At 59.2% G+C, this 19965-nt stretch carries 15 protein-coding genes; 9 read left to right on the forward strand and 6 right to left on the reverse strand.

The window, feature by feature from the left end; genetic code table 11:
* Positions 1 to 30 precede the first annotated feature (30 nt).
* The 4 genes from MJO47_RS09675 to MJO47_RS09690 form a co-directional block, all read right to left on the reverse strand.
* Complete coding sequence (locus MJO47_RS09675; RefSeq protein WP_253960923.1) at positions 31 to 912, reverse strand: carbon-nitrogen hydrolase; 882 nt, start codon at positions 910 to 912, stop codon at positions 31 to 33.
* Entirely contained in the window at positions 909 to 1934 is a 1026-nt protein-coding gene (locus MJO47_RS09680; RefSeq protein ID WP_253960924.1) for an agmatine/peptidylarginine deiminase, read from the reverse strand. The genes MJO47_RS09675 and MJO47_RS09680 overlap by 4 nt, the downstream gene beginning before the upstream one ends.
* A 69-nt stretch (positions 1935 to 2003) precedes the next feature.
* Positions 2004 to 3530 (reverse strand): bifunctional DedA family/phosphatase PAP2 family protein, encoded by a 1527-nt coding sequence (locus MJO47_RS09685; RefSeq protein ID WP_253960925.1) that lies wholly within the window; start codon positions 3528 to 3530, stop codon positions 2004 to 2006.
* Between the two features lie 13 nt (positions 3531 to 3543).
* On the reverse strand, positions 3544 to 4092 hold the full coding sequence (locus MJO47_RS09690; RefSeq protein WP_253961868.1) for an HD domain-containing protein: 549 nt from the start codon (positions 4090 to 4092) through the stop codon (positions 3544 to 3546).
* Positions 4093 to 4230: 138 nt separating this feature from the next.
* On the opposite strand from MJO47_RS09690, the gene MJO47_RS09695 reads away from it, so the two are divergent.
* Both MJO47_RS09695 and MJO47_RS09700 read left to right on the forward strand, forming a co-directional pair.
* Positions 4231 to 5343, forward strand: a complete 1113-nt coding sequence (locus MJO47_RS09695; RefSeq protein WP_253960926.1) for an efflux RND transporter periplasmic adaptor subunit — start codon at positions 4231 to 4233, stop codon at positions 5341 to 5343.
* Position 5344: 1 nt separating this feature from the next.
* Positions 5345 to 8440, forward strand: coding sequence for an efflux RND transporter permease subunit (locus MJO47_RS09700; RefSeq protein WP_253960927.1), 3096 nt, complete (start codon positions 5345 to 5347; stop codon positions 8438 to 8440).
* A 5-nt stretch (positions 8441 to 8445) separates the two neighbouring features.
* Here MJO47_RS09700 and MJO47_RS09705 read toward each other — a convergent pair whose 3' ends face one another.
* Positions 8446 to 9669, reverse strand: a complete 1224-nt coding sequence (locus tag MJO47_RS09705) for an MFS transporter (protein ID WP_256502588.1) — start codon at positions 9667 to 9669, stop codon at positions 8446 to 8448.
* A gap of 18 nt (positions 9670 to 9687) precedes the next feature.
* On the reverse strand, positions 9688 to 9897 hold the full coding sequence (locus MJO47_RS09710) for a ferredoxin (protein ID WP_253960928.1): 210 nt from the start codon (positions 9895 to 9897) through the stop codon (positions 9688 to 9690).
* 130 nt (positions 9898 to 10027) lie between these two features.
* Here MJO47_RS09710 and MJO47_RS09715 point away from each other — a divergent pair, with 130 nt between their 5' ends.
* The 7 genes from MJO47_RS09715 to MJO47_RS09745 all read left to right on the forward strand — a co-directional run bounded on the left by MJO47_RS09715 (position 10028) and on the right by MJO47_RS09745 (position 19933).
* Complete coding sequence (locus tag MJO47_RS09715; protein ID WP_253960929.1) at positions 10028 to 11536, forward strand: ATP-binding protein; 1509 nt, start codon at positions 10028 to 10030, stop codon at positions 11534 to 11536.
* 8 nt (positions 11537 to 11544) lie between these two features.
* A complete protein-coding gene (locus tag MJO47_RS09720; protein WP_253960930.1) occupies positions 11545 to 12900 on the forward strand; it encodes a sigma-54 dependent transcriptional regulator in 1356 nt (451 codons plus the stop codon).
* 185 nt (positions 12901 to 13085) lie between these two features.
* On the forward strand, positions 13086 to 13589 hold the full coding sequence (locus MJO47_RS09725; RefSeq protein ID WP_253960931.1) for a GspH/FimT family pseudopilin: 504 nt from the start codon (positions 13086 to 13088) through the stop codon (positions 13587 to 13589).
* 49 nt (positions 13590 to 13638) lie between these two features.
* A complete protein-coding gene (locus MJO47_RS09730) occupies positions 13639 to 14394 on the forward strand; it encodes a prepilin-type N-terminal cleavage/methylation domain-containing protein (protein ID WP_253960932.1) in 756 nt (251 codons plus the stop codon).
* A 2-nt stretch (positions 14395 to 14396) separates the two neighbouring features.
* The gene (locus MJO47_RS09735; protein ID WP_253960933.1) at positions 14397 to 14816 is read left to right on the forward strand and encodes a prepilin-type N-terminal cleavage/methylation domain-containing protein; all 420 of its coding nucleotides are present in this window, start codon (positions 14397 to 14399) and stop codon (positions 14814 to 14816) included.
* A gap of 30 nt (positions 14817 to 14846) precedes the next feature.
* The gene (locus tag MJO47_RS09740; protein ID WP_253960934.1) at positions 14847 to 15371 is read left to right on the forward strand and encodes a PilX N-terminal domain-containing pilus assembly protein; all 525 of its coding nucleotides are present in this window, start codon (positions 14847 to 14849) and stop codon (positions 15369 to 15371) included.
* Between the two features lie 14 nt (positions 15372 to 15385).
* Complete coding sequence (locus MJO47_RS09745; RefSeq protein WP_253960935.1) at positions 15386 to 19933, forward strand: PilC/PilY family type IV pilus protein; 4548 nt, start codon at positions 15386 to 15388, stop codon at positions 19931 to 19933.
* The last annotated feature ends 32 nt before the right edge of the window (positions 19934 to 19965 follow it).

Here is a 19965-nt window from a genome sequence, read left to right on the forward strand (position 1 = left end):
CCGTCTGCAAAGACTGGGGGCACAGGTGTTTTAGTCCCGGTAGCGCCGGGTCAGATCACCGTACGCCTCAATGCGCCGATCCCGCAGGAAAGGCCAGATACGACGCACCGCTTCGCTACGTTCCCCGTCGACTTCAACCAGCAGAACCTCTTCCTTCTCCCCCGCCTGGACGACGATTTCCCCCTGGCAGCCGGCTACAAAGCTGTGCCCCCAGAATTGGGCGCCGGCGCTTTCGTTTTCCGGCGCCGCCTCGAAGCCGACGCGGTTGACGCTGATGACCGGAATGCCGTTGGCGACAGCGTGGCTGCGCTGAATGGTGATCCAGGCCTGCAGCTGCCGCTGTTGTTCCTCCCGGTCGTCACGAGGATCCCAGCCGATGGCCGTAGGGTAGATCAGCAGGTCGGCGCCGGCCATGGCCATGAGGCGGGCGGCTTCCGGGTACCACTGGTCCCAGCAGACGAGCACGCCCAGACGGCCGACGGAGGTGTCGATCGGCGTAAAGCCCAGATCGCCGGGGGTAAAGTAGAACTTTTCGTAGTAGCCGGGGTCGTCGGGAATGTGCATTTTGCGGTAGGTCCCGGCAATGGAACCGTCCTTCTCCAGTACCACGGCCGTGTTGTGATAGAGTCCCGGCGCCCGTTTTTCAAACAGCGAGGTGACCAGCACGATACCCAGTTCTTTGGCCAGGGCGCCGAATTCTTCCGTCGAGGGCCCCGGAATGGTCTCGGCCTGGTCGAAACAGGCGGTGTCTTCGCACTGGCAGAAGTACAGCCCCGTATGCAACTCCTGCAGCACGACAAGCTGGGCGCCTTGACTGGCGGCGCGGCGGATTCCCTCCATGCTGGCGCGCACATTGGCCTGGCGATCGGCACTGCAGGACTGCTGAACCAGTCCGACGGTGAGATTTTTCATGATAGAACTCCTTCGGGAAACTGCATGGTAACGCAGTGCAGGGAGCCGTGCTGCAGAATCAACGGCAGGCAGTTGATACCGATGATTTCGCGCCCGGGAAAGGCCTCGGCAATAACCTGCAGCGCCTGCTCATCCCGGGCATCCTCATAGGCCGGCACCAGTACGGCCCCGTTGATGACCAGGAAGTTGGCGTAGGTGGCGGGCAGGCGCTCCCCGTCCTCGTCGTAGGCGGCCTTGGGCCAGGGCAGGGGGAGCAGGCGATAGGGCGCGCCGTCCCCCGTCCGGAAGGCTTGCAGCTCGACCTCCATTTTTTTGAGGGCCTCGAAATGCTCATCGGCGGGATCGTCGCAGGTGACGTAGACGATGGTATCGTCGGGACAGAGGCGGGCCAGGGTGTCGATGTGCGAGTCGGTATCGTCGCCAGCCAGGTAGCCGTTTTCCAGCCACAAAAAATGGTTGAATCCTAGCAGCGTCTTCAGCCGGGCCTCGATTTCCGCGCGGGAGAGATGGGGATTGCGGTTGGGGTTCAGCAGGCACTCCGCCGTGGTCAGCAGGGTGCCGCGGCCATCGCTTTCCAGGCTGCCCCCTTCGAGGATGAGGCCAGGAATCTCGAGGGAACAGGGGCCGAACGCCCCCGCTTTGGCCAGGGCCTGATTGACCTGGTTGTCGTAATGGGCGGCGAATTTGAGCCCCCAGCCGTTAAAACCGAAGTCGAGAAGGACAGGGGCGCCGTCCCGCCGGACGGTGATGGCCCCGAAATCTCTCGACCAGGTGTCGTTGGTGGGGATGGCGTAGAGGCGGATGCGCGTCAGGTCCGCGTCAGTGCGGGCGAGTTGCGTGCGGACGCGTTCGGTGTCCGGGGCGACGATGAGGACGCGCTCAAACCGGCTGATCTCGGTGGCGAGCCGCTGAAAGACCGGTTCGACCACATCCAGGTGCTGTTCCCAGTCGCTGTCCTGGTGCGGCCAGGCCAACAGGACGCCGTCCTGTTTTTCCCATTCGGCAGGCATGCGTATATTCATAGTGGATCCTTATCTAGTATTAGGTGAGAATCGGGTTTTTCGGCCTCATTTTCTACCACAGTTGACGTCTCAGGGCCAGCCCATTTGCAACAGTTGGGTCCGGATGAGCAGGGTGATTCCGCCTATGGCCGCGGCAATCCCCAAGCTCAGGAGCACCAGCCGTATCCCCCGAGGGAATTGTAGGGGCGGCCAGTGTGAATGCCAGGGAAATTCACCGGCGTAGCGGCGGCGAATTTCGGAGGCAGTGATAAGAAAGGTCAACCACATGGCCGCCAGGGCAAAGCCCGCCAGCACGTCACTGAGCCAGTGAACGCCCAGATAGACGCGGCTGAAGCCGATGAGCAGGGCAACGAAGCTGCCGCAAAAAAGCAGAACCGCCCGCGACTGCCAATCGCGGATATGGTCGAGCAGCATATAGGTCAATAAACCGTAAAAGACCAGGGCGACAAAGGCGTGGGCGCTGGGAAAACTGGCACTGAATGGCTCCAGATGGGGCAGCAGGGGAACGGGGCGGGGACGGTCGAAGACGAATTTGAGGGCAAAAACGAGTATTTCCCCCCCCAGCGTGCCGGCGGCGAGGATCGTGGCCGAAAAGAAACGCTGGTAAAGCATCAGCCAGAACAGAGCCAGCAGGCCCAGAATAAGCACGGCTCCCGCACTACCCAGAGTGGTGACGGCCAGAAAGAAGGCGTCGGCCACGGGGTGTTTCAGCTTGGACACTTCCGCGTAAACCCACAGGTCCACGCGAAAGAGAGGCTCCCGGATGTGCATGGCGTTGGTCAACCCGACGAACAGGGTGGCAAAGATGGCGCTGAAAAGCAGCCCCGTGGTCAGGTAGAGGCCGGCCCCTTTGCGCAGGCTGAAGCGGTCGGCCAGAAACTGCCAAAGCAGGGGATAACGGCGCTGCAGCCGTTGCGCCGTCGGCCCCTGCAAAAGGCGTTCACCCTGCCGCCGCAGCCTCAACCAGCCGCGCGTGCCCAGGTCGACCAGCCGCGGCGCCAGCTTTTTCCAAAAGAGGCCGTTGAGAATCAGCAGCACCACCAAAGCCGTTACCGCCAGGCTCAGCTGTCCGGTCAGCCGCCGGACCTGCTGCCAACTGGCGCCGCCGAGGTAGCCGAGGCCCGGGTAGCTCAGGCCCCAGAGGATGGCGCTGATCAGCGTATAGAGGACAAAGGGCAGCGGGCGCATGCGGGCGCTGCCAGCGACAAAGGGGATGAAACCGCGGATGGGGCCGGTAAAGCGCCCCATAAAGACGCTCTTGCCACCATGCGCAGCGAAAAACGCTTCCGCCCGATGAACCAGGGCGCGACGTTTATGCAGGAAGGGCCGCTGCATGAGCTGAGACCCCAGTCTGGCACCCAACCAGAAGCTGAGCAAATCGCCGAACAGAGCACCAAGGGCGGCGCTCCCCATCAAGGGAAGGATCGCCCCTTTGCCGCTGGTGACCAGGAACCCGGCAAAGACCACCAGCACACTCCCCGGCATGAGCAGACCGATGCCGACGATGGATTCAAAGAGGGAGATAAAGGCGATAAGCAGGTAGTAACTGCCACCCTGCGGCAGCCAGGCAAAGAGCTCCTGCAGCCAGACTTCCATCCACAGTCCTTTCTCAGACCGGCACGCCGGTGGAAAAATAGCGGTGCCACTGGTCGAAGACGATCACCTTGTCACGACCGAAGCGCTCCAGGCTCTGGCGGACCGCCTCCACCGACCGTTCCTCGTCATTCTCCAGCGGGTTTTTGGAAAAGAAGAGATCGGCGTAGGCCACGATCTCTTCCTCCAGGGTTTTGGGTACCATGTTTCGCACGGGCAGAGGCAGCTTGTCACGGGCGATCTCCCGCGCCGTCAGGCCGACCCCGATATGGCGTTCGCAGACCAGGGCATGTCTGGGGAAGCCTTCCTCTTCCAGAATTTCCCGGCCCTTGTAGCCGTGGGCCAGATAAGGCAGGTCGCCGTGGCAGCCCAGTTCGGGGGCATGGGTACGGCAGATACCGATATCGTGCAGGAAGGCCGCTTCCTGCACGAACTTCAGGTTGACGCGGCTGCTGCCGAGTTTTTCGGCAATTAGGCCGGCCTTCTCGGTCACCTTGTGGCTGTGTCCAAGAAGGATGTCGTGGGCCTTGGTGCCTGGCGGGTAGTAAGTGTTGAAAATCCTCATCAGGTCCAACAGAAAACTCCTTTTATCTCTGCAGGTTTTGTCTTGACCCCTGTCAGCCTGTAATCAATAATACGCACCTGTGCGCTGGGTTTGCAGCAACTTTAATTTTATCATTTAATTATCATCACGGGATCAAGCATGAAAGTCGATTTTTGCCGTCGAGGTCAAGGCACAGGTTCTGGAAAAGGGCGGACCCACCTGCTGGCCCGATGGGGGCTGGCCCTGCTGGCCCTGGCGCTGCTGTTGGGCTGCAGCGATAAAGAGAACCAGCCATCGGCCGCTGCCGCCGAGCGTCCCGGACAGATCCCCACGGTAGAGGTGCAGGTACTGCAGCCGGAAAACCTCGAAGAGACCTTCACCCTGCCGGGCACGCTGGAAGCCTGGGAGGATCTGACCCTCTCCGTCGAAGTCGCCGGCACCGTCCGGCAGATCGGTCCCCAGGAAGGCGATCAGCTCAAGGCGGGCGCGACGATCCTGCACATGGATACGGACATTCTGGAGACCAGCCTCGAACGGGCCGAGGCCGATTATCGCCTGCGGCAGAAAGAACTGGAGCGGATTCGGCGCCTGCGTGAACAAAACTTCGTCAGCGCCCAGGAACTTGATAAGGCCATCAATGCCTTTGATGTGGCTGACGCCGAGCGCAGCCGCCTGCAGACGACCCTGGCAAAAAGCGCCCTGCGAGCCCCCGTGGCCGGGCGGCTCGATCGCCTGCTGGTGGATCGGGGGGAATATGTCAAGGAGGGGACTGCCGCCGCTGTAGTTATTCAGGTCGACCGCCTCAAGGTGCTCATCGAAGTGCCGGAAAAAGATGTGGCTTTCGTCCAGGTTGGCGACCAGGTGCGCATCGAGCAGGCCGCCATTGAAGGTTTGCCGCAGATCGTTTTGCCCGGAGAGATCATCCACCTGGCCTATAAAGCCGATACGTCCACCAAGACCTACCTGGCCAAGATCGAAGTGAACAACGGCACCGGTCTGCTGCGCCCCGGCATGATCGTGCGCACCCGCATCGTGCGCCGCAGTCTCCCGGATGTGCTGGCGGTTCCGTTGTATGCTGTCGTGGAAAGAGAGGGGCAGAAATTCCTCTTTGTCGAAGAAGGGGGAGCCGTTTTTCGTCGCCCCGTTGAGTTGGGGGCCGTCATTGGGGATAAGGTGGTCATTGTCCGCGGAGCCTCTGCCGGCGAACGCCTGGTGGTCAAGGGGCAGCAGCTCATGACCGATGGGGCCAAAGTCAAGGTGGCAGGCGACTGACATGCTCATCACCGATGCCGCCATCAGCCGCCGCAGCACCGTTTTTGCCCTCATGGTCATCGCCGTCATCAGCGGCCTGTACAGTTATCTGACCCTGCCCCGGGAATCGACTCCCGACATCACCGTGCCCTATGTGCTGGTGCAGACCATCTATGAAGGGGTGGCACCCGCCGACATCGAAACCCTCATTACCCTGCCCATCGAACGCAAACTCAAAGGCTTGAAGAACGTGGAGGAAATCCGCTCGGTCAGCGCCGAAGGCTCCTCCATGATCACCATCGAATTTACCCCCGATGTCGATATCGAAAACGCCCTGCAGTGGGTGCGCGACAAGGTCGATCAGGCCAAAGGCGAACTCCCCGACGACCTGGAGGATGACCCTTCCATTCTGGAGATTAACCTCTCCGAGTTCCCTATCCTCGCCGTGGCTGTTTCGGGGAACGTCGACGAACGGATCCTCAAGGCCGTGGCCGAGGAGCTGGAGGATCGTATCGAGGAGATCCCCGGGGTGCTCGACGTGGTGCTGGCCGGGGCCCGTGAACGGCAGATCCGGGTGGAATTCGACCCCGAGCGGCTGGCTGCCTACCGGCTCTCCTTCTCGGAGATTCTCGCTGCCATCCAGCGGGAAAACGTCAATATCCCCGGCGGCAGCATCGACATCGGCCGCGGCAAGTATCTCTTGCGCATCCCCGGCGAGTTTACCGACCCGGCCCAGATCGACAACCTGGTGCTGGTCAGTCGCGACAGCCGTCCCATCTATTTCAAGGACGTCACCACCGTCCACGACAGTTTCGAAGACCGCACCAGCTATGCCCGTCTGAACGGCCGCGACAGCGTCACCCTTTCCATCAAAAAGAGAACGGGGGAGAACATCATCGCCGTGGCCGACCAGGTCTTTGCCCTACTCGGCGAAGCGGAGCGCCTGCTGCCCGATGGGGTGCAGCTCGCTGTCACCCTCAACCAGTCCAAGGACATCCGCCGTATCGTCGCCGAGTTGGAGAACAATATCCTCAACGGCCTCATTCTGGTCATTCTCGTTCTCTTTCTCTTCCTCGGCTTCACCAACTCTCTCTTTGTCGCCCTGGCGATTCCCTATTCCATGCTGCTCTCCTTTACCATTCTGCAGGCGATGGGCATCACCCTCAACATGGTGGTACTCTTCAGTCTGATTCTGGCCCTGGGCATGCTGGTGGACAACGCCATCGTCATTGTCGAAAATATCTACCGTCACATGCAGGAAGGCAAGGGGCGCCTTGACGCCGCCCGCGAGGCGGTGTCCGAGGTGGGCTGGCCGGTGATCAGTTCGACCCTGACGACCCTGTGCGCCTTTTTCCCTATGATCTTCTGGCCGGGGATTATGGGGGAATTTATGCGATTTTTGCCTCTGACCCTCATCGTCACCCTGAGTGCCTCCCTCTTTGTCGCCCTGGTTATCAATCCCGTCGTCTGCGCCAGCTTCATGCGGGTGCCCTCCGAACGGGCTGCCGGAACACAGCGGGAGCCCTTCATTCTGCGGCTTTACCGCCGGACGCTGGAGGTGGCTTTGCGTTTTCGAGGGCTGGTCGTGCTGGCCTCGGTAGTTTCGCTGGTGGGACTGACGGCCATCTACGCCATCTATGGTCACGGGGTCGAACTCTTCCCCGACACGGAGCCCAACCGGGCTTTCGTGGAGATCAAGGCGCCGGAAGGGGCCAATCTCGATACCAGCAACGCCCTGGCCCTGGCGGTGGAAGAGGTGGCTCTGCAGGAGCCGGATATCCGCTATGTCATCGCCGAGGTCGGGGTAGGGTCGAGCGGCGACAGCGGCGGCTCCACCGGACAGGCCCACATGAGCAAGATCTCCCTCGATTTTCAGGAGCGTCGCGACCGTCAGGAAAACTCCAATGCCGTTCTCGCCCGTATCCGTCAGGCGGTGGTGCCCTTCCCCGGGGCGGAAATCAAGGTGGAGAAACAGGAGGAGGGGCCCCCCACGGGGCCACCGGTCAACGTGGAAATCAGCGGTGAAGAAGTCGCGACCCTGGGCGCGCTGGCCAGCCAGGCCAAGGCCCTTATTCAGGATGTACCCGGTCTGGTTGACCTCAAAGACGATTTTTCCATGGCCATGCCGGAGATTCGGGTGGTAGTCGACCGCGAAAAAGCCAGTCTGCTCGGCCTGTCGACGGCCGAGATCTCCCGCACCGTCAAGGCGGCCATCAGCGGCAGCAAGCTCGGCGTCTACCGGGAAGGCAAAGACGAGTATGACATCGTCGCCCGCCTGCCGGAGCCCCGCCGCCGGGAGTTCAGCGACATCGAGAACCTGCTGGTGCCCACCCAGGCCGGTGCGCCGATCCCACTGTCGACGGTGGCCCAGGTGGAACTAGGCACCGGTTTCGGCTCCATCCGTCGCCTCAACCAGAAGCGAGTGGTGACCCTGTCGGCCAACACCTACGGCCGCAACAGCAACGAAGTGCTGCGCGAGGTGCAGGGGCGTCTGGCCGGCCTCGACCTGCCGGCCGGTTATCGCGTCAACTTCTCCGGTGAGCAGGAAGAACAGCAGAAGGCCACCGCCTTTCTCGGCAAGGCTTTTCTGGCGGCGGTCTTCCTCATTACATTGATTCTTATCACCCAGTTCAATTCGCTGTCCCAATCGCTCATTGTCATGACCTCGGTGGTTCTTTCTTTGTCCGGCGTCTTTTTCGGCCTGCTGGTGACCGTGACCCCCTTTGGCATCATCATGACCGGCATCGGCGTCATCTCCCTGGCCGGGGTGGTGGTCAACAACGCCATCGTGCTCATCGACTACATCAACCAGCTGCGCAAGCAGGGGCTGGAGCTGAATGAAGCCCTTATCCGGGCCGGGGTGGTGCGCTTTCGCCCCGTCATGCTGACGGCCATGACCACCATCCTCGGCCTGCTGCCCATGGCCGTGGGCCTGAGTTTCGACTTTCGCAGCCTCGCCTGGGAGATCGGCGGCGAGTCGGCCGAGTGGTGGGGGCCCATGGCCATCGCGGTGATCTTCGGTCTCGCCGTGGCCACCATGCTCACTCTGGTCGTGGTGCCGGTCCTCTATTCCCTGTCCCAGTCCCTGCTGGCGCGGGTTAAGGGAGGTGAGGCGTGAGGCGGTTAATCCTTCACGGCGTTCGGTCGTGTTGCTTGGCTGTGCAGAAAGAGGATGGCAAAGGGGAGCAAAAGTAGGGCAAAGGCGGCGGCGAGCACCAGGAAGGTCGTGGCCAGTCCCTGATGGTCGGCCAAGCGGCCCACCAGCGGGCTGCTGGCGACAAAGAGCAGGCGAAAAACGAGGGATTTGAGCGAGAGGATGCTGGCGCGGGTGCCGGGACGGCTTTCCCTTTGCAGGTGGTGGCGCAGCAGCGGCCCCTGCAGACCGCGCATGGCGGTCAGCAGATAATAGAATACGAAGCCCCAGACGCTTTCCACCAGCCCCAGTCCGACATAGCCGGCGACCACCAGACAAAGGCAGAGGATGATCATGCCGCGATGGCCCAGGTGGAAGCTGAGGCGGTGGCTGAGCAGAGAGAAGAGGGCGACGGTCAGATTGGCCCCGGCCCACACCGGTCCAAACCAGGCCAGGGGCACGCCGGCGAGCTGCATGGTGGGCTGAATGAGCCAGACGGGGATGAAGGAGGCCAGTCCCAGCAGGGCGGCCAGGGCGATGCCGTAGCGCAGTCGACGATTCTCCAAAAGGGCGTGGCGGCTGATCTGGATGGCCTCGGTCACACCGGCGCTGAGTGTTCCCTGATGCAGGTGCGGCGGCTCCCGCAGGGTGCGGGTGAGGATGAAGGCCAGCGCCCATACGGCAATCTGCAGAAAGAAGGGAGTCAGGGGAGCGAAAGCATAGAGGGTGCCGGCAAAGAGGGCCCCGGCCGCTTCGCCGCATTGGGCCCAGCCCGTCATGCGGCCATCCAGGCGCGCGTAGTGCTCCTCCTGACCGTCGGCCTTCAGTGTTTCGAAGAGCAGGGCGCTGTCGGCGCCGCTGATGAAGGCATAGGAGATGCCCAGCAGGATTTCGGCCCCCAGCACACCGGCGAAGGAGCCGGCGACGGTGTACCAGCTCCAGCCGGCGATGCCCAGCAGCGAAGCCAGGCTGAGGGTGAGACGATAGCCCAGGCGGTCGCTCAGGTAGCCTGAAGGGTACTCCATCAGCAGGGTCGCCAGCGAAAAGATGGCCTGCAGCAGCAGGATTTCGCTCAGCGACAGCCCGATGTGGTCCTTCCAGAACAGGGTGATGATGGCCATGGGAAAGAGGGCCATCTTGAGAAAGGAAAAGGCGTAGAGCTTGCGGATGTTGGCGGTCAAGGTCACAGGCTGGCCTCGCAGGTCTGGGGCCAAGATGAATCCCCGATCCGTCTAGTCCTGCCAGTGAATGCAGGCGGCGGGGCAGTTGTCCATGGCCTGCTCGATCTTCTCCTCCGAAGCGCCGGTGGGGTTGTAGACGAAGGATTTGTGATGGTGATGATCGTCTCCCTCGCCTTGCATGCGAAAGACCTCGGGGCAGATGCTGACACAGACTTCGCAGCTGATGCATTCATCCTGATCGACAACGGGTATGCGGGACATGGCAGAAATCCTTTCCGGGGAAAATGATCGGCATCATAACAGCTTGATCTTCTCTTGACTATTGGAAATCTTACCCATCAAAACGCTGGTGGCGCAAACGGATATATTGTGGATTTTTTAAAGGTGGCCCATGAGTAAAAGGCGGTTTGGCCTTCAAACCGAGGTTGTGGTCAGTATCGTGCTGTTGATGGGGGCCGCCCTCCTGTTTTCCGGGCTGCTCATTCTGAAAATCGCTGAAACCCAGATCCTGGATCAGCGGCTGGCAGGGGCTTCTCTGGCGCTGCAGACCACCGCCCGGGCGTTGGCGCCCGATTTGGCCCAGATAGCGGAGTCTCCGACCGGTTCTTTTGAAAAGGACCATCCTGTTCGACTGCTTCCCGCGCAGTTGGGCGCGACAGCCTGGCAGATTCTGGACAGAGACCTTGCGCCCCTTGTTCAAGAGGATCGTTTCGGCCGATTAATGTTTTACAAGGACGATCTTGGCCTGGCCCGATACGGGGAAGGCCCGCTGTTTTCCGTATCTTATTCTACCTCTCTGCTTCCCTTTGCCGGTCCCGCCGATAACTTTGCTGTCCTCACACTGCCTGTCCGACATGAGGCGCAGCGGGTAGGGACCATTCAGGCCCTGTTCTCCCTGGACGATGTTTCACGGCAGCTTATGGAGGCCAGAAGGGTCGCTTTGGTCTACGTCGGTCTATACGGGACGATTCTGGCGCTGTTCGGCATGTTTCTGTTGCGCCGCAATGTTATTCGCCCTGTTCGCCTGCTGATCGAGGGGACGCGGCAGGTGGCCGGCGGCAATCTGGACCATAAACTGTCTGAAGAAGGACCCCGGGAGATCGCCGAGCTGGCGGGCGCATTCAACGCCATGACGGGTGCTTTGTCCCACAGCAGAGCCCAGACTGAGGCCAATATTGCGGTTCTGGAGCGAACCAACCAGGATCTGCAGCAGGCCAGGCGGGAACTGATCCTGTCGGAAAAGATGGCCTCCGTTGGTCATCTCGCTGCCGGCATGGCGCACGAAATCGGCAATCCCCTGGGGGCTATCATCGGTTATCTCGGCTTTTTGAAACAGGAACTTCCCGACGGAAGAGAAGCGGACGTCATTGGCCGCTCCCTGGAAGAAGCCGAACGAATCAACCGCCTTGTCAAGGATCTGCTCGATTACGCGGCGCCGGGACGCGGTGAGGCCGAATGGGTCGATCCTTCGGCGGTGGCGCGGGATGCCTGCGATATCCTCCGCAGCCAGGGAGGATGGAAAGAACGCCAATTGGTGACCGACCTTCCGGTCGGCCTCCCTGCCGTCTTTATTCCGCGTCACAAGCTGCTGCAGGTTTTTGTCAATCTTCTGCTTAATGCCCGTGATGCCACCTCGGCGGATGGTGTGATACGTGTTTCTGGCGGGACAACAGACCAGTCGGTCTGGATTGCCGTGGCGGACAACGGCACGGGAATGGCGCCCGAGGTAAAGGCCAATATTTTCGATCCCTTTTTCACCACCAAATTCACCGGCAAAGGCAGAGGGCTGGGTCTTTCCGTTTCGCACCGGATCATTGATGAAGCTGACGGCCGCATCGATGTTGAGTCTGACCCGGGCCGGGGAACCGTATTCACCGTATGGCTTAAGCAACAGGGGTGATGGACACCATGGTTACCAAAGAACGCACTATTCTGATTGTTGACGACGAAGGATCCATGCGACACATGCTGCGTATGGTTCTCGAAAAGGAGGGCTACCAGGTTCTGGAAGCCGCTCACGGATTGCAAGGACTGGAGGTCCTGTCCCGCGCAACGGTAGACCTGGTGCTGTGTGACATCCGCATGCCGGAAATGGATGGAATAGCCTTCCTGCGTGAACTGGAGCGCGCCCGCAACCCGGCCACCGTTATCGTCATGAGTGCCTATGGCGCCATCGACACGGCCATCGAATGCATGAAACTGGGGGCCTACGATTATATATCCAAGCCCTTCAAGCCGGATGAAGTGTTGCTGACCGTGAAAAAGGCGGAAGAGCGTCTACGCCTGCAGCAGGAAAACAGACAACTGAAAAAAGAGTTGAGCCAGACGCAGTTCAGGGACGAGATCGTCTTCGCCGGGCCCGCTATGGCCAGGGTGCTCGAACTGGTAGACGCTGTGGCCGACTCTGCTTCTCCCGTACTCATTACGGGGGAAACGGGCACGGGCAAGGAATTGGTGGCCAGGGCGCTACACAGTCGGAGCGGCCGACGGGACATGCCTTTTGTGGCAGTGAACTGCGGTGCCATTTCTTCGGGGCTGATGGAGTCGGAACTGTTTGGCCATGTCAAGGGAGCCTTTACCGGCGCCGACCGTGAGCGCCAGGGGCTGTTCAGTGCCGCCAACGGCGGCGTGCTCTTTCTCGATGAAATCGGTGAATTGCCCCTGGATCTGCAGCCCAAGCTGTTGCGAGTCCTGCAGGAAGGGGAAATTCTGCGTGTCGGTGAAACCCGTCCCCGGCCAGTCGATGTAAGGGTCCTGGCCGCTACCGCCCGGGACCTGCGCGACGAAGCGGCTGGCGGACGTTTTCGGGATGATCTCTACTATCGGCTGGCAGTTGTTGAGATTGACATCCCCCCGTTACGGGAGCGCCGTGAAGACCTTCAGCCTCTGGCGGAGAGATTTTTGGAGCAGATTGCCTCACGCGAAGGCAGAACGGTGCCCCGACTCCTGTCAGACGCCCTTGCCGCCCTGCAGGACTACCCCTGGCCGGGCAACGTCCGTGAACTGAAGAATTTCCTTGAAAAAACCATGATCTTCTGTCGGCGGGAAGAAATCGACAAAGGCTGCCTCCCTTGGGAAGCGCGGCGAAAATCCCGTGACCACAGCGATAACTATTCCCTGAAAGCCGCCATCCGCCGACTCGAAAGGGAGTACATCGAAAAGGCTCTCAAGGCGACCGACGGCAACCGGACCCACGCCGCCCGCCTGCTCGAAATCAGCCTGCGGGCTCTCATCTATAAAATCAGGGAATACGATATATCCTGATTTTATCCCCCCTTTCTATGAAAACTCTGCATACGACTATGCAAAATTTGCGTAGATTGTTGTGCGTCTCCGCCAGACCTCTTTTTAATATCACCTAAAAACCGCCAGTTACGGTTTCTCTCTCTTTGGAATGGTCTTTGCTCATGTTGTGGGCATCGGTTTGAAATTTATTTGACGAGGGGAAGATGACTGTGGATGTCTCCAGCGAAAAAGCTTTTACCCTGATCGAGCTGATTATTGCCATGGCCTTGCTGGCTATCGTCATGACCATCGCGATGCCCAATGTGTCGCTCTGGATGAAGAATTCCGCCTTTTCAGCGGTAAGCCGCGACCTGGTGTCGGCCCTTCGATTGGGCAAGTCGACCGCGGTTTCCAGTAATGTCAATGTCGTGGCCCGTTTTGTCAGCGGCGCTTATACCCCTGCCGGCGGCGTGGGCAGCTACATGGTTTTCATCGATGATGGCAGCGGCGGCGGCACCGCTGGAAATACCCTGCGCGACGGCGGTGAACGGGTTCTGGCTCAGCAGGATATGCCTAAGGGTGTTTCGCTGACGTCGACCAACTTCGGCAACGTCGTCACCTTCAATAACCGGGGATTTGCCTCGTCGTCAGGGATCGTTACCCTGAAAAACGAGTTCCGGGAACGCACCGTTGTCTTCACCTTGGCCGGGGCGGTTTCCTTGCAATAGGCGCTGATTGGCTCTTCCGGCAGCGAAGAGGCGAGGAAGGATGATTAAGATGAACCAGAAAGGTTTTACGCTGACCGAGATCCTGGTAACCCTGGTCCTGGTGGGCATTTTCAGTACGGCCATGCTGGGGCTCTATGTCACCAACAGCCGGGATTATACCGTGCAGACCCAGGTGGTCGATATTCAGCAGAATCTGCGCGCCGCCATCTCCATGATGGCCAAAGATCTGCGGATGACGGGTTACGATCCCTCGTTCCAGGCCAGTGCGGGTGTGCTTAATGCCGGCATCAACGCCATCACCGTTACCATGGATATCAATGAAGACTGGGATGTGGCCGATGCCGGTGAGTCGATCACCTATGCCTTGGCTGGAGGCAATCTGGAGCGCACGGCGACAGCTGCCGATGTTGTGGCGGGAAACGTGGTAGGTCTGGGTTTTGCCTATGCCTTTGATGCCAATGGTGACGGGCAGCTCGATACCGACGCCGGCGGACGCGTACACTGGGCGATTCCGGTAGCGGGCGGAAACTGGCTTGAACTCGATGCCAACGGGGACGATCAGATCACCCCCGACGACGACACCGATGGAGATGGGGTCATCAATACGCTCGACACCGGCGTTCTGTTCCGGGCGGCCGATATTCGCGCTCTGCGCATCTGGCTGGTGGCCCGAAGTCAGAATCCGCAACCCGAGCATGTGAATTCCCGATCATTCGTGGTCGCCAACACGGTGCTCAACCCTGCCGATGGATTCTACTACCGCGATGTGTCGACCATTGTCAAACTTCGGAATATGGGACTTTAGTTATGAAGAGCCATCTGAATGAACGAGGATTCTCCCTGATCGAGCTGATCTTTGCCATGTCCATTTTCGTCATAGGCATTCTGGCCGTCACCAACATGCAGTTTTTTTCCAGTCGTCACAATGTCAATGCGACCATGATGACGGAAGGGGCCTTGCTGGCGGAAAGTAAGTTGGAAGAATTGATGACGCTGAATTTTGGACATGCCGACCTGATCGACACGGATGCCGACGGCAACGCCGGTCTCGGCGACAACCCTGCCGCAGATCACAGCCAGAATCCGTCCACCCTGAATGACAGCTTCATGGTGCATTGGAATATCGCCGACCGTGATGCCGACTCCAAAATAATCCGGGTCATTGTCACCTGGAGAGACCGTCTGCTGCCCAAAAACTATTTTGTCGAATCGATCAAGATCCGCTGATGTCAACAGTGGTGAGGAAGGTTGCCTGCCATGCTTAAATCATTGAAGATACTGCAAAACCAGAGAGGCTCCATCATGCTCATCGCCCTGCTGATGATGGCGCTGCTCACCATCATCGGAATTTCGGCTCTGGATATTTCAGAGATCGAACAGAAGGTCGCCAGCAATGACCGGATCGTCAAGAAGAATTTCTACCTCGCCGAAGCCTCGGCCCTGGAAGCGGCCAGTCGGCTGGAGAGTCTGCCCTCTGATGAAATCGCTCCCGACACGGCGACCCCACCGGCCTGGCTAAATCTGGACAGCGATTTTGATGCCGCCAATCTGGCAAATTGGGTGGTGGGGGACGCCGACCCGGCCAACGATACGGCCGCTGTGGCGGATATCGACAGCCGCACACGATTTTCCGTGGTTTATGAGGGCATCGCGGCCGGCGGTTCTCTGGACATGTCAGCCAGTCAAGTCCATCAGTATGGCGTTTTCGGTCTGTACGACGACCCCACCGGAGCCTTCAGAGGCCAGTCCCTGGTGGAAGTCGGTTATCGTCGTCGATTTTGATCAGGAGGATAAAAATGATGAATGCATCCGCGATTTATTCGCCCGTGTTTGATTCTCTGAAGAAACCAGTTTCGCTTTTGCCAATCGCGACGCTGTCCCTCGCGATCCTCCTGATGGCAGCCCTGCCAGCCTGGGCGGTGGATATCAGTGATACCCCCATGGGCACCAACATCACCTCGGCCGCGCCCAACATCATGTTCGTCGTCGACGACTCGGGGAGCATGGACTGGGAGTTCATGACTTCTGAGGGAGACGGCCTGTTCGACGGACATTACTATGTCTTTGACCCGGCCCATTACTCGTCAAGCCATGACAACACCTTTTCCTCCTACTGGACCACTTACCACCTGACTGGTTCGGAGCGCCTGGAGTGGAAATCCCAGTGGTCTGGATACAACAAGATTTACTACAATCCATCCGTCGATTATAAGCCCTGGCCTAATAAAACCCACGCCGATGTCAGCACACCCCGATCCAATCCCCACAATGCCACGCCAACCTTTGATCTGCGGCTGGAATATACGACGGCCAATCTGACCGCCGTGGAAGAGGTCGTCGTCGATAACATTCCCGGCCCCAATTTCGTGATTTCGTCCGGTTGGGGCACCAGTACCTCCAACTGCATCGGGGATAACTATCACTGGAAAAATGTCGTGGATCCACCTCAGGAAGCCAAATGGCTACCGCAGATCCCCCGCAATGGCGATTACGATGTCTGGGTCTGGATCAACGACAACAACCCATCACGAGATACGGCCGCCAAGTACACGGTGACCTACAATAACGGCGCTGGCACGGCCACCGTCACCATGAATCAAAACAGGTCGCCTGGCTGGTATAAGCTGGGAACCTGGTATTTTCGTTCTCAGGCTCCTTCCGACGCCCAGTCCGTGCACCTGGCGGCCGCGCTTTCCGGCGTCAGCACCTACATGGCCGACGCGGTCAAGTTCACGCCGGTCGGCATGCCTTCCACGGTGCGGATCAACAACGCCCACTATTACACCTGGGACGATGCGGACGAAAATGGCCAGCTTGACGCTGGTGAGGGGATCTACCTTGTCAACTTCGTCGATTCCGATTCGAACGGAACCTTGGACCGCCGGGATTATTACGAAGTGACCACCTCCGGTGATGCGGTCAGCCTGCTCACCCCCGTGGAGACCCCGCCCGACGGCATCAAGCCCAGTCTTTTTAATGAAGACGGCAGTGTCAGCCGCTTCAAGACCGACGCCGAAGACTTGCAGAATTTTGCCGACTGGTTCTCGTTTTACCGTCGCCGCGAACTGACCGCCAAGGCTGCCGTAGCCCATTCCATCGTTAAGATGTCACGCGTAAGCGTGGGTATTTACACTATAAACGATTCATCAACCCGCACCCGTGTACTCCCCATTAAACTTGAGGAGGCGGCGGGGACCAGCCTTATTGACAATGGTGATAGCGGCTATTATGAAAATGGCGATTGGGACAGTCCCAGCAGTGGACGCTATTGGGTCAGTACGGGCAGAAAACGTTGGGACGGTTACTGGGTTTATTACGATACCAGCGGATATCTGGATACAGCCTATCAGGCAAGCAGTCGCTACACCTCTGACACGGGGGCTTATGCCCGCTGGACTCCCAGCCTCAATACCAGTGGCAACTATGATGTCTATGCCTGGTGGCACTGCAACACCACCGGTGATACCAACGCCAAATACACGATAACCTATGATGGTGGCACCGATACGGTTTACAAGGATCAGAGCGATTCGGGCAGCAATGTGTGCGGCGACTGGGTTCTGCTGGGAAATTACGATTTCGCGGCGGGTTCCAGTGGCAGCGTCCGGGTCGATCGGCATGCCGGCAGCACGGGTACAAGCACGGCGGCCGACGCCGTCAAATTTGTTCCTACGGCCACGGCGGCCACGGAGGTCAACGAGACCGGCACCCTGCTGGATATCCTCTATAATGTCGGCGCCAGCGGTGGCACGCCGCTGCGCACCGGTTTTTACAACGTCGGCCGCTATTTTGACCAGGGGGACAATCATGACGGTGGCATCAGCGGCAGCTCCGGCATCGACGGCAGTCCGTATGCTGCCGAAGCCGATGGCGGCGCCTGCCAGAAAGCCTTCGCCATTGTCATGACCGACGGCTATTACAACGATTCCTTCTCTTCCGTCGGCAACCAGGATGGAACCTTGGGCGCCCCCTACGCCGATTCCTATTCCAATACGCTGGCCGATGTCGCCATGAAGTTTTATAAGAACGACCTCTCCAGTACCTTGTCCAACGTCGTTCCGACCAATTCCTGCGACCAGGCCAATTACCAGCATCTGGTCACCTACACGGTATCCTTTGGTGTGCAGGGGTCTATCGATTTCGCCGACATCAACGACGACGGGGTGGAGGACTCGCCCCTGTACGAAGAAAATACCTGTTTTCTGGATGATCGGACGCCCCGTCCCGCCTGGCCCAACCCGGCTGACAGCGACAGCGCCAAGATCGATGACATGTGGCATGCCGCCATCAACGGCCGTGGCCTCTTTTTCAGCGCCATGAACCCGGAAGAGATGATTGAGGCGGTCTCCAGCATTGTCACTGACCTGACCGATCCCGCTTCGGGCAACTCCGTTTCGGTCAACAGTGAAGAACTGAAAACCGATACCGTGCTGTATCAGGCCCGTTATCAGACCGGTGAGTGGGTCGGCGATGTTATCGCTTATCCTATCGATCCCATCAGCGGTGCGGTGCGCTCCGGTGTGGGAGAGATTCTCTGGCAGGCTTCCAATGTCCTGCAGACCATCGACTGGAACGACCGCAAAGTAATTACCTACAACCCGGAAACCGCCGCCGGTGTTCCTTTCCGCAGCGCCAATATCAGCGCCGATCAGTTGTCACTCCTTGACGTGGATACCACGACAGCCGGCACTATGATCGAGTTTCTGCGCGGGCGCACCGATAACGTCACCGCCACCGGTTTCCGCTATCGTACGCGGGTTCTTGGGGATATCGTCCATTCGTCCCCCATGTACTTCAATGGCACCGTCTATGCCGGCGGCAATGACGGCATGCTGCACGCCTTTGACTCAGAGACGGGACGGGAGCGTTTCGCCTATGTTCCCAACCTGGTTTTCGATAATCTTCACCATTTGACCGATCCCGATTATCAGCATAAATTCTATGTTGATTTGACTCCCTATGCCCGCCGCATCAGCGCCACCAAAACCTTGTTGGTCGGAGGACTAGGCAAGGGAGGAAAGGGCTACTATGCCCTGAATATCGCCAATGTCGGCTCGATCGGCTCTACTTCCGATGAAGCCTTGGCCGTCGCGCCGATCGTCGAGTGGGAATACCCCGCCGACCCGGCCACGTCGCCGGACGATGACTTGGGCTACACCTACAGCCAGGCCTATATCGTGCGCTCCAATTCGAGCAGCGCTGACGAAGAATGGGTTATCATATTCGGCAACGGCTACAACAGTGTCAATGGTCAGGCCATGCTGTATGTGATGGACCTCGACGGCAATGTCATCCGTAAGATCGACACGGGCATCGGCTCTGACAACGGCCTGTCCACCCCTTCAATCATTGACGTCAATAATGACAACCGGGCGGATTATGTCTATGCCGGCGATCTCAAGGGCAATCTCTGGAAGTTCGATCTGACTTCGAACAACTCGGCGGATTGGGCGGTGGCCTATCATGACGGCACGAGCCCGCAGCCTCTGGTCTCGATCAGCGGGGAAGCGATCACTGCCAAGCCCGATGTCATGCGCCATCCCATGAAGCACGGGTACCTTGTGGTTTTCGGCACCGGTAAGTTCCTGGGTGAGGCGGACCGCGCCGATGCCGCTGTCAAGGGAATCTACGGCATCTGGGACGCGGGCGACGACTCGGACGACCGAGAATATCTGGGCGCTCTCAATACGACGACAGGAGGCCTTGCCAACGGTAACGGAGCAACCCTGCTGGAGCAGACCATCATCGATGTCCGGAATATTTCCTATCAGGACACCGCCACCTACCGGACATTCAGCAACCATCTCATCGACTGGACCACGGCCGCTGATATTGCCGATGTCGACAACGATTCGACCAACAATAGCGATGTCAACGGTGATGGCTATATCGACATCGATGATCAAAAACCCAATCCGGCCGCCCATGCCGGTTGGTTTGTCCGGTTCCCCAATACGTCACCTTTTGAAGGCGAGAGGGTAATCAAGGATTTCCTCATCCGAGACGGGCGCGTCTTCGTCGTTTCCTTCGTCCCCAACACCTCGCCCTGCTCGGGAGGTGGTGATTCCTTCCTCTATGTCATCGACGCGGAAAGCGGGGGGCGTCTGGATGATGCCCAGTTCCGTATCGGTTCCCCGGACAATCTGATCAATATCGGTACGGTCGACGATCCCGTCTACGTGGCGCCCACAGGCAAGTCCTTCACCGGCATGCTGCATATGCCCAAGATCATCCGTCTGGGGAACGGGGTGGAACGTCTGTATATGAGCTCCTCTACCGGGGTGATCGAAGAAGAAGACGTCGATGCCGAACGCATAGGGATGAGTTACTGGCTGGAGCGTTGATGAGGCGCCGATCGTCATTAAGGACAAAAAAG

The sequence above is a fragment of the Desulfuromonas sp. KJ2020 genome (assembly GCF_024197615.1).
Classification (GTDB): domain Bacteria; phylum Desulfobacterota; class Desulfuromonadia; order Desulfuromonadales; family SZUA-540; genus SZUA-540.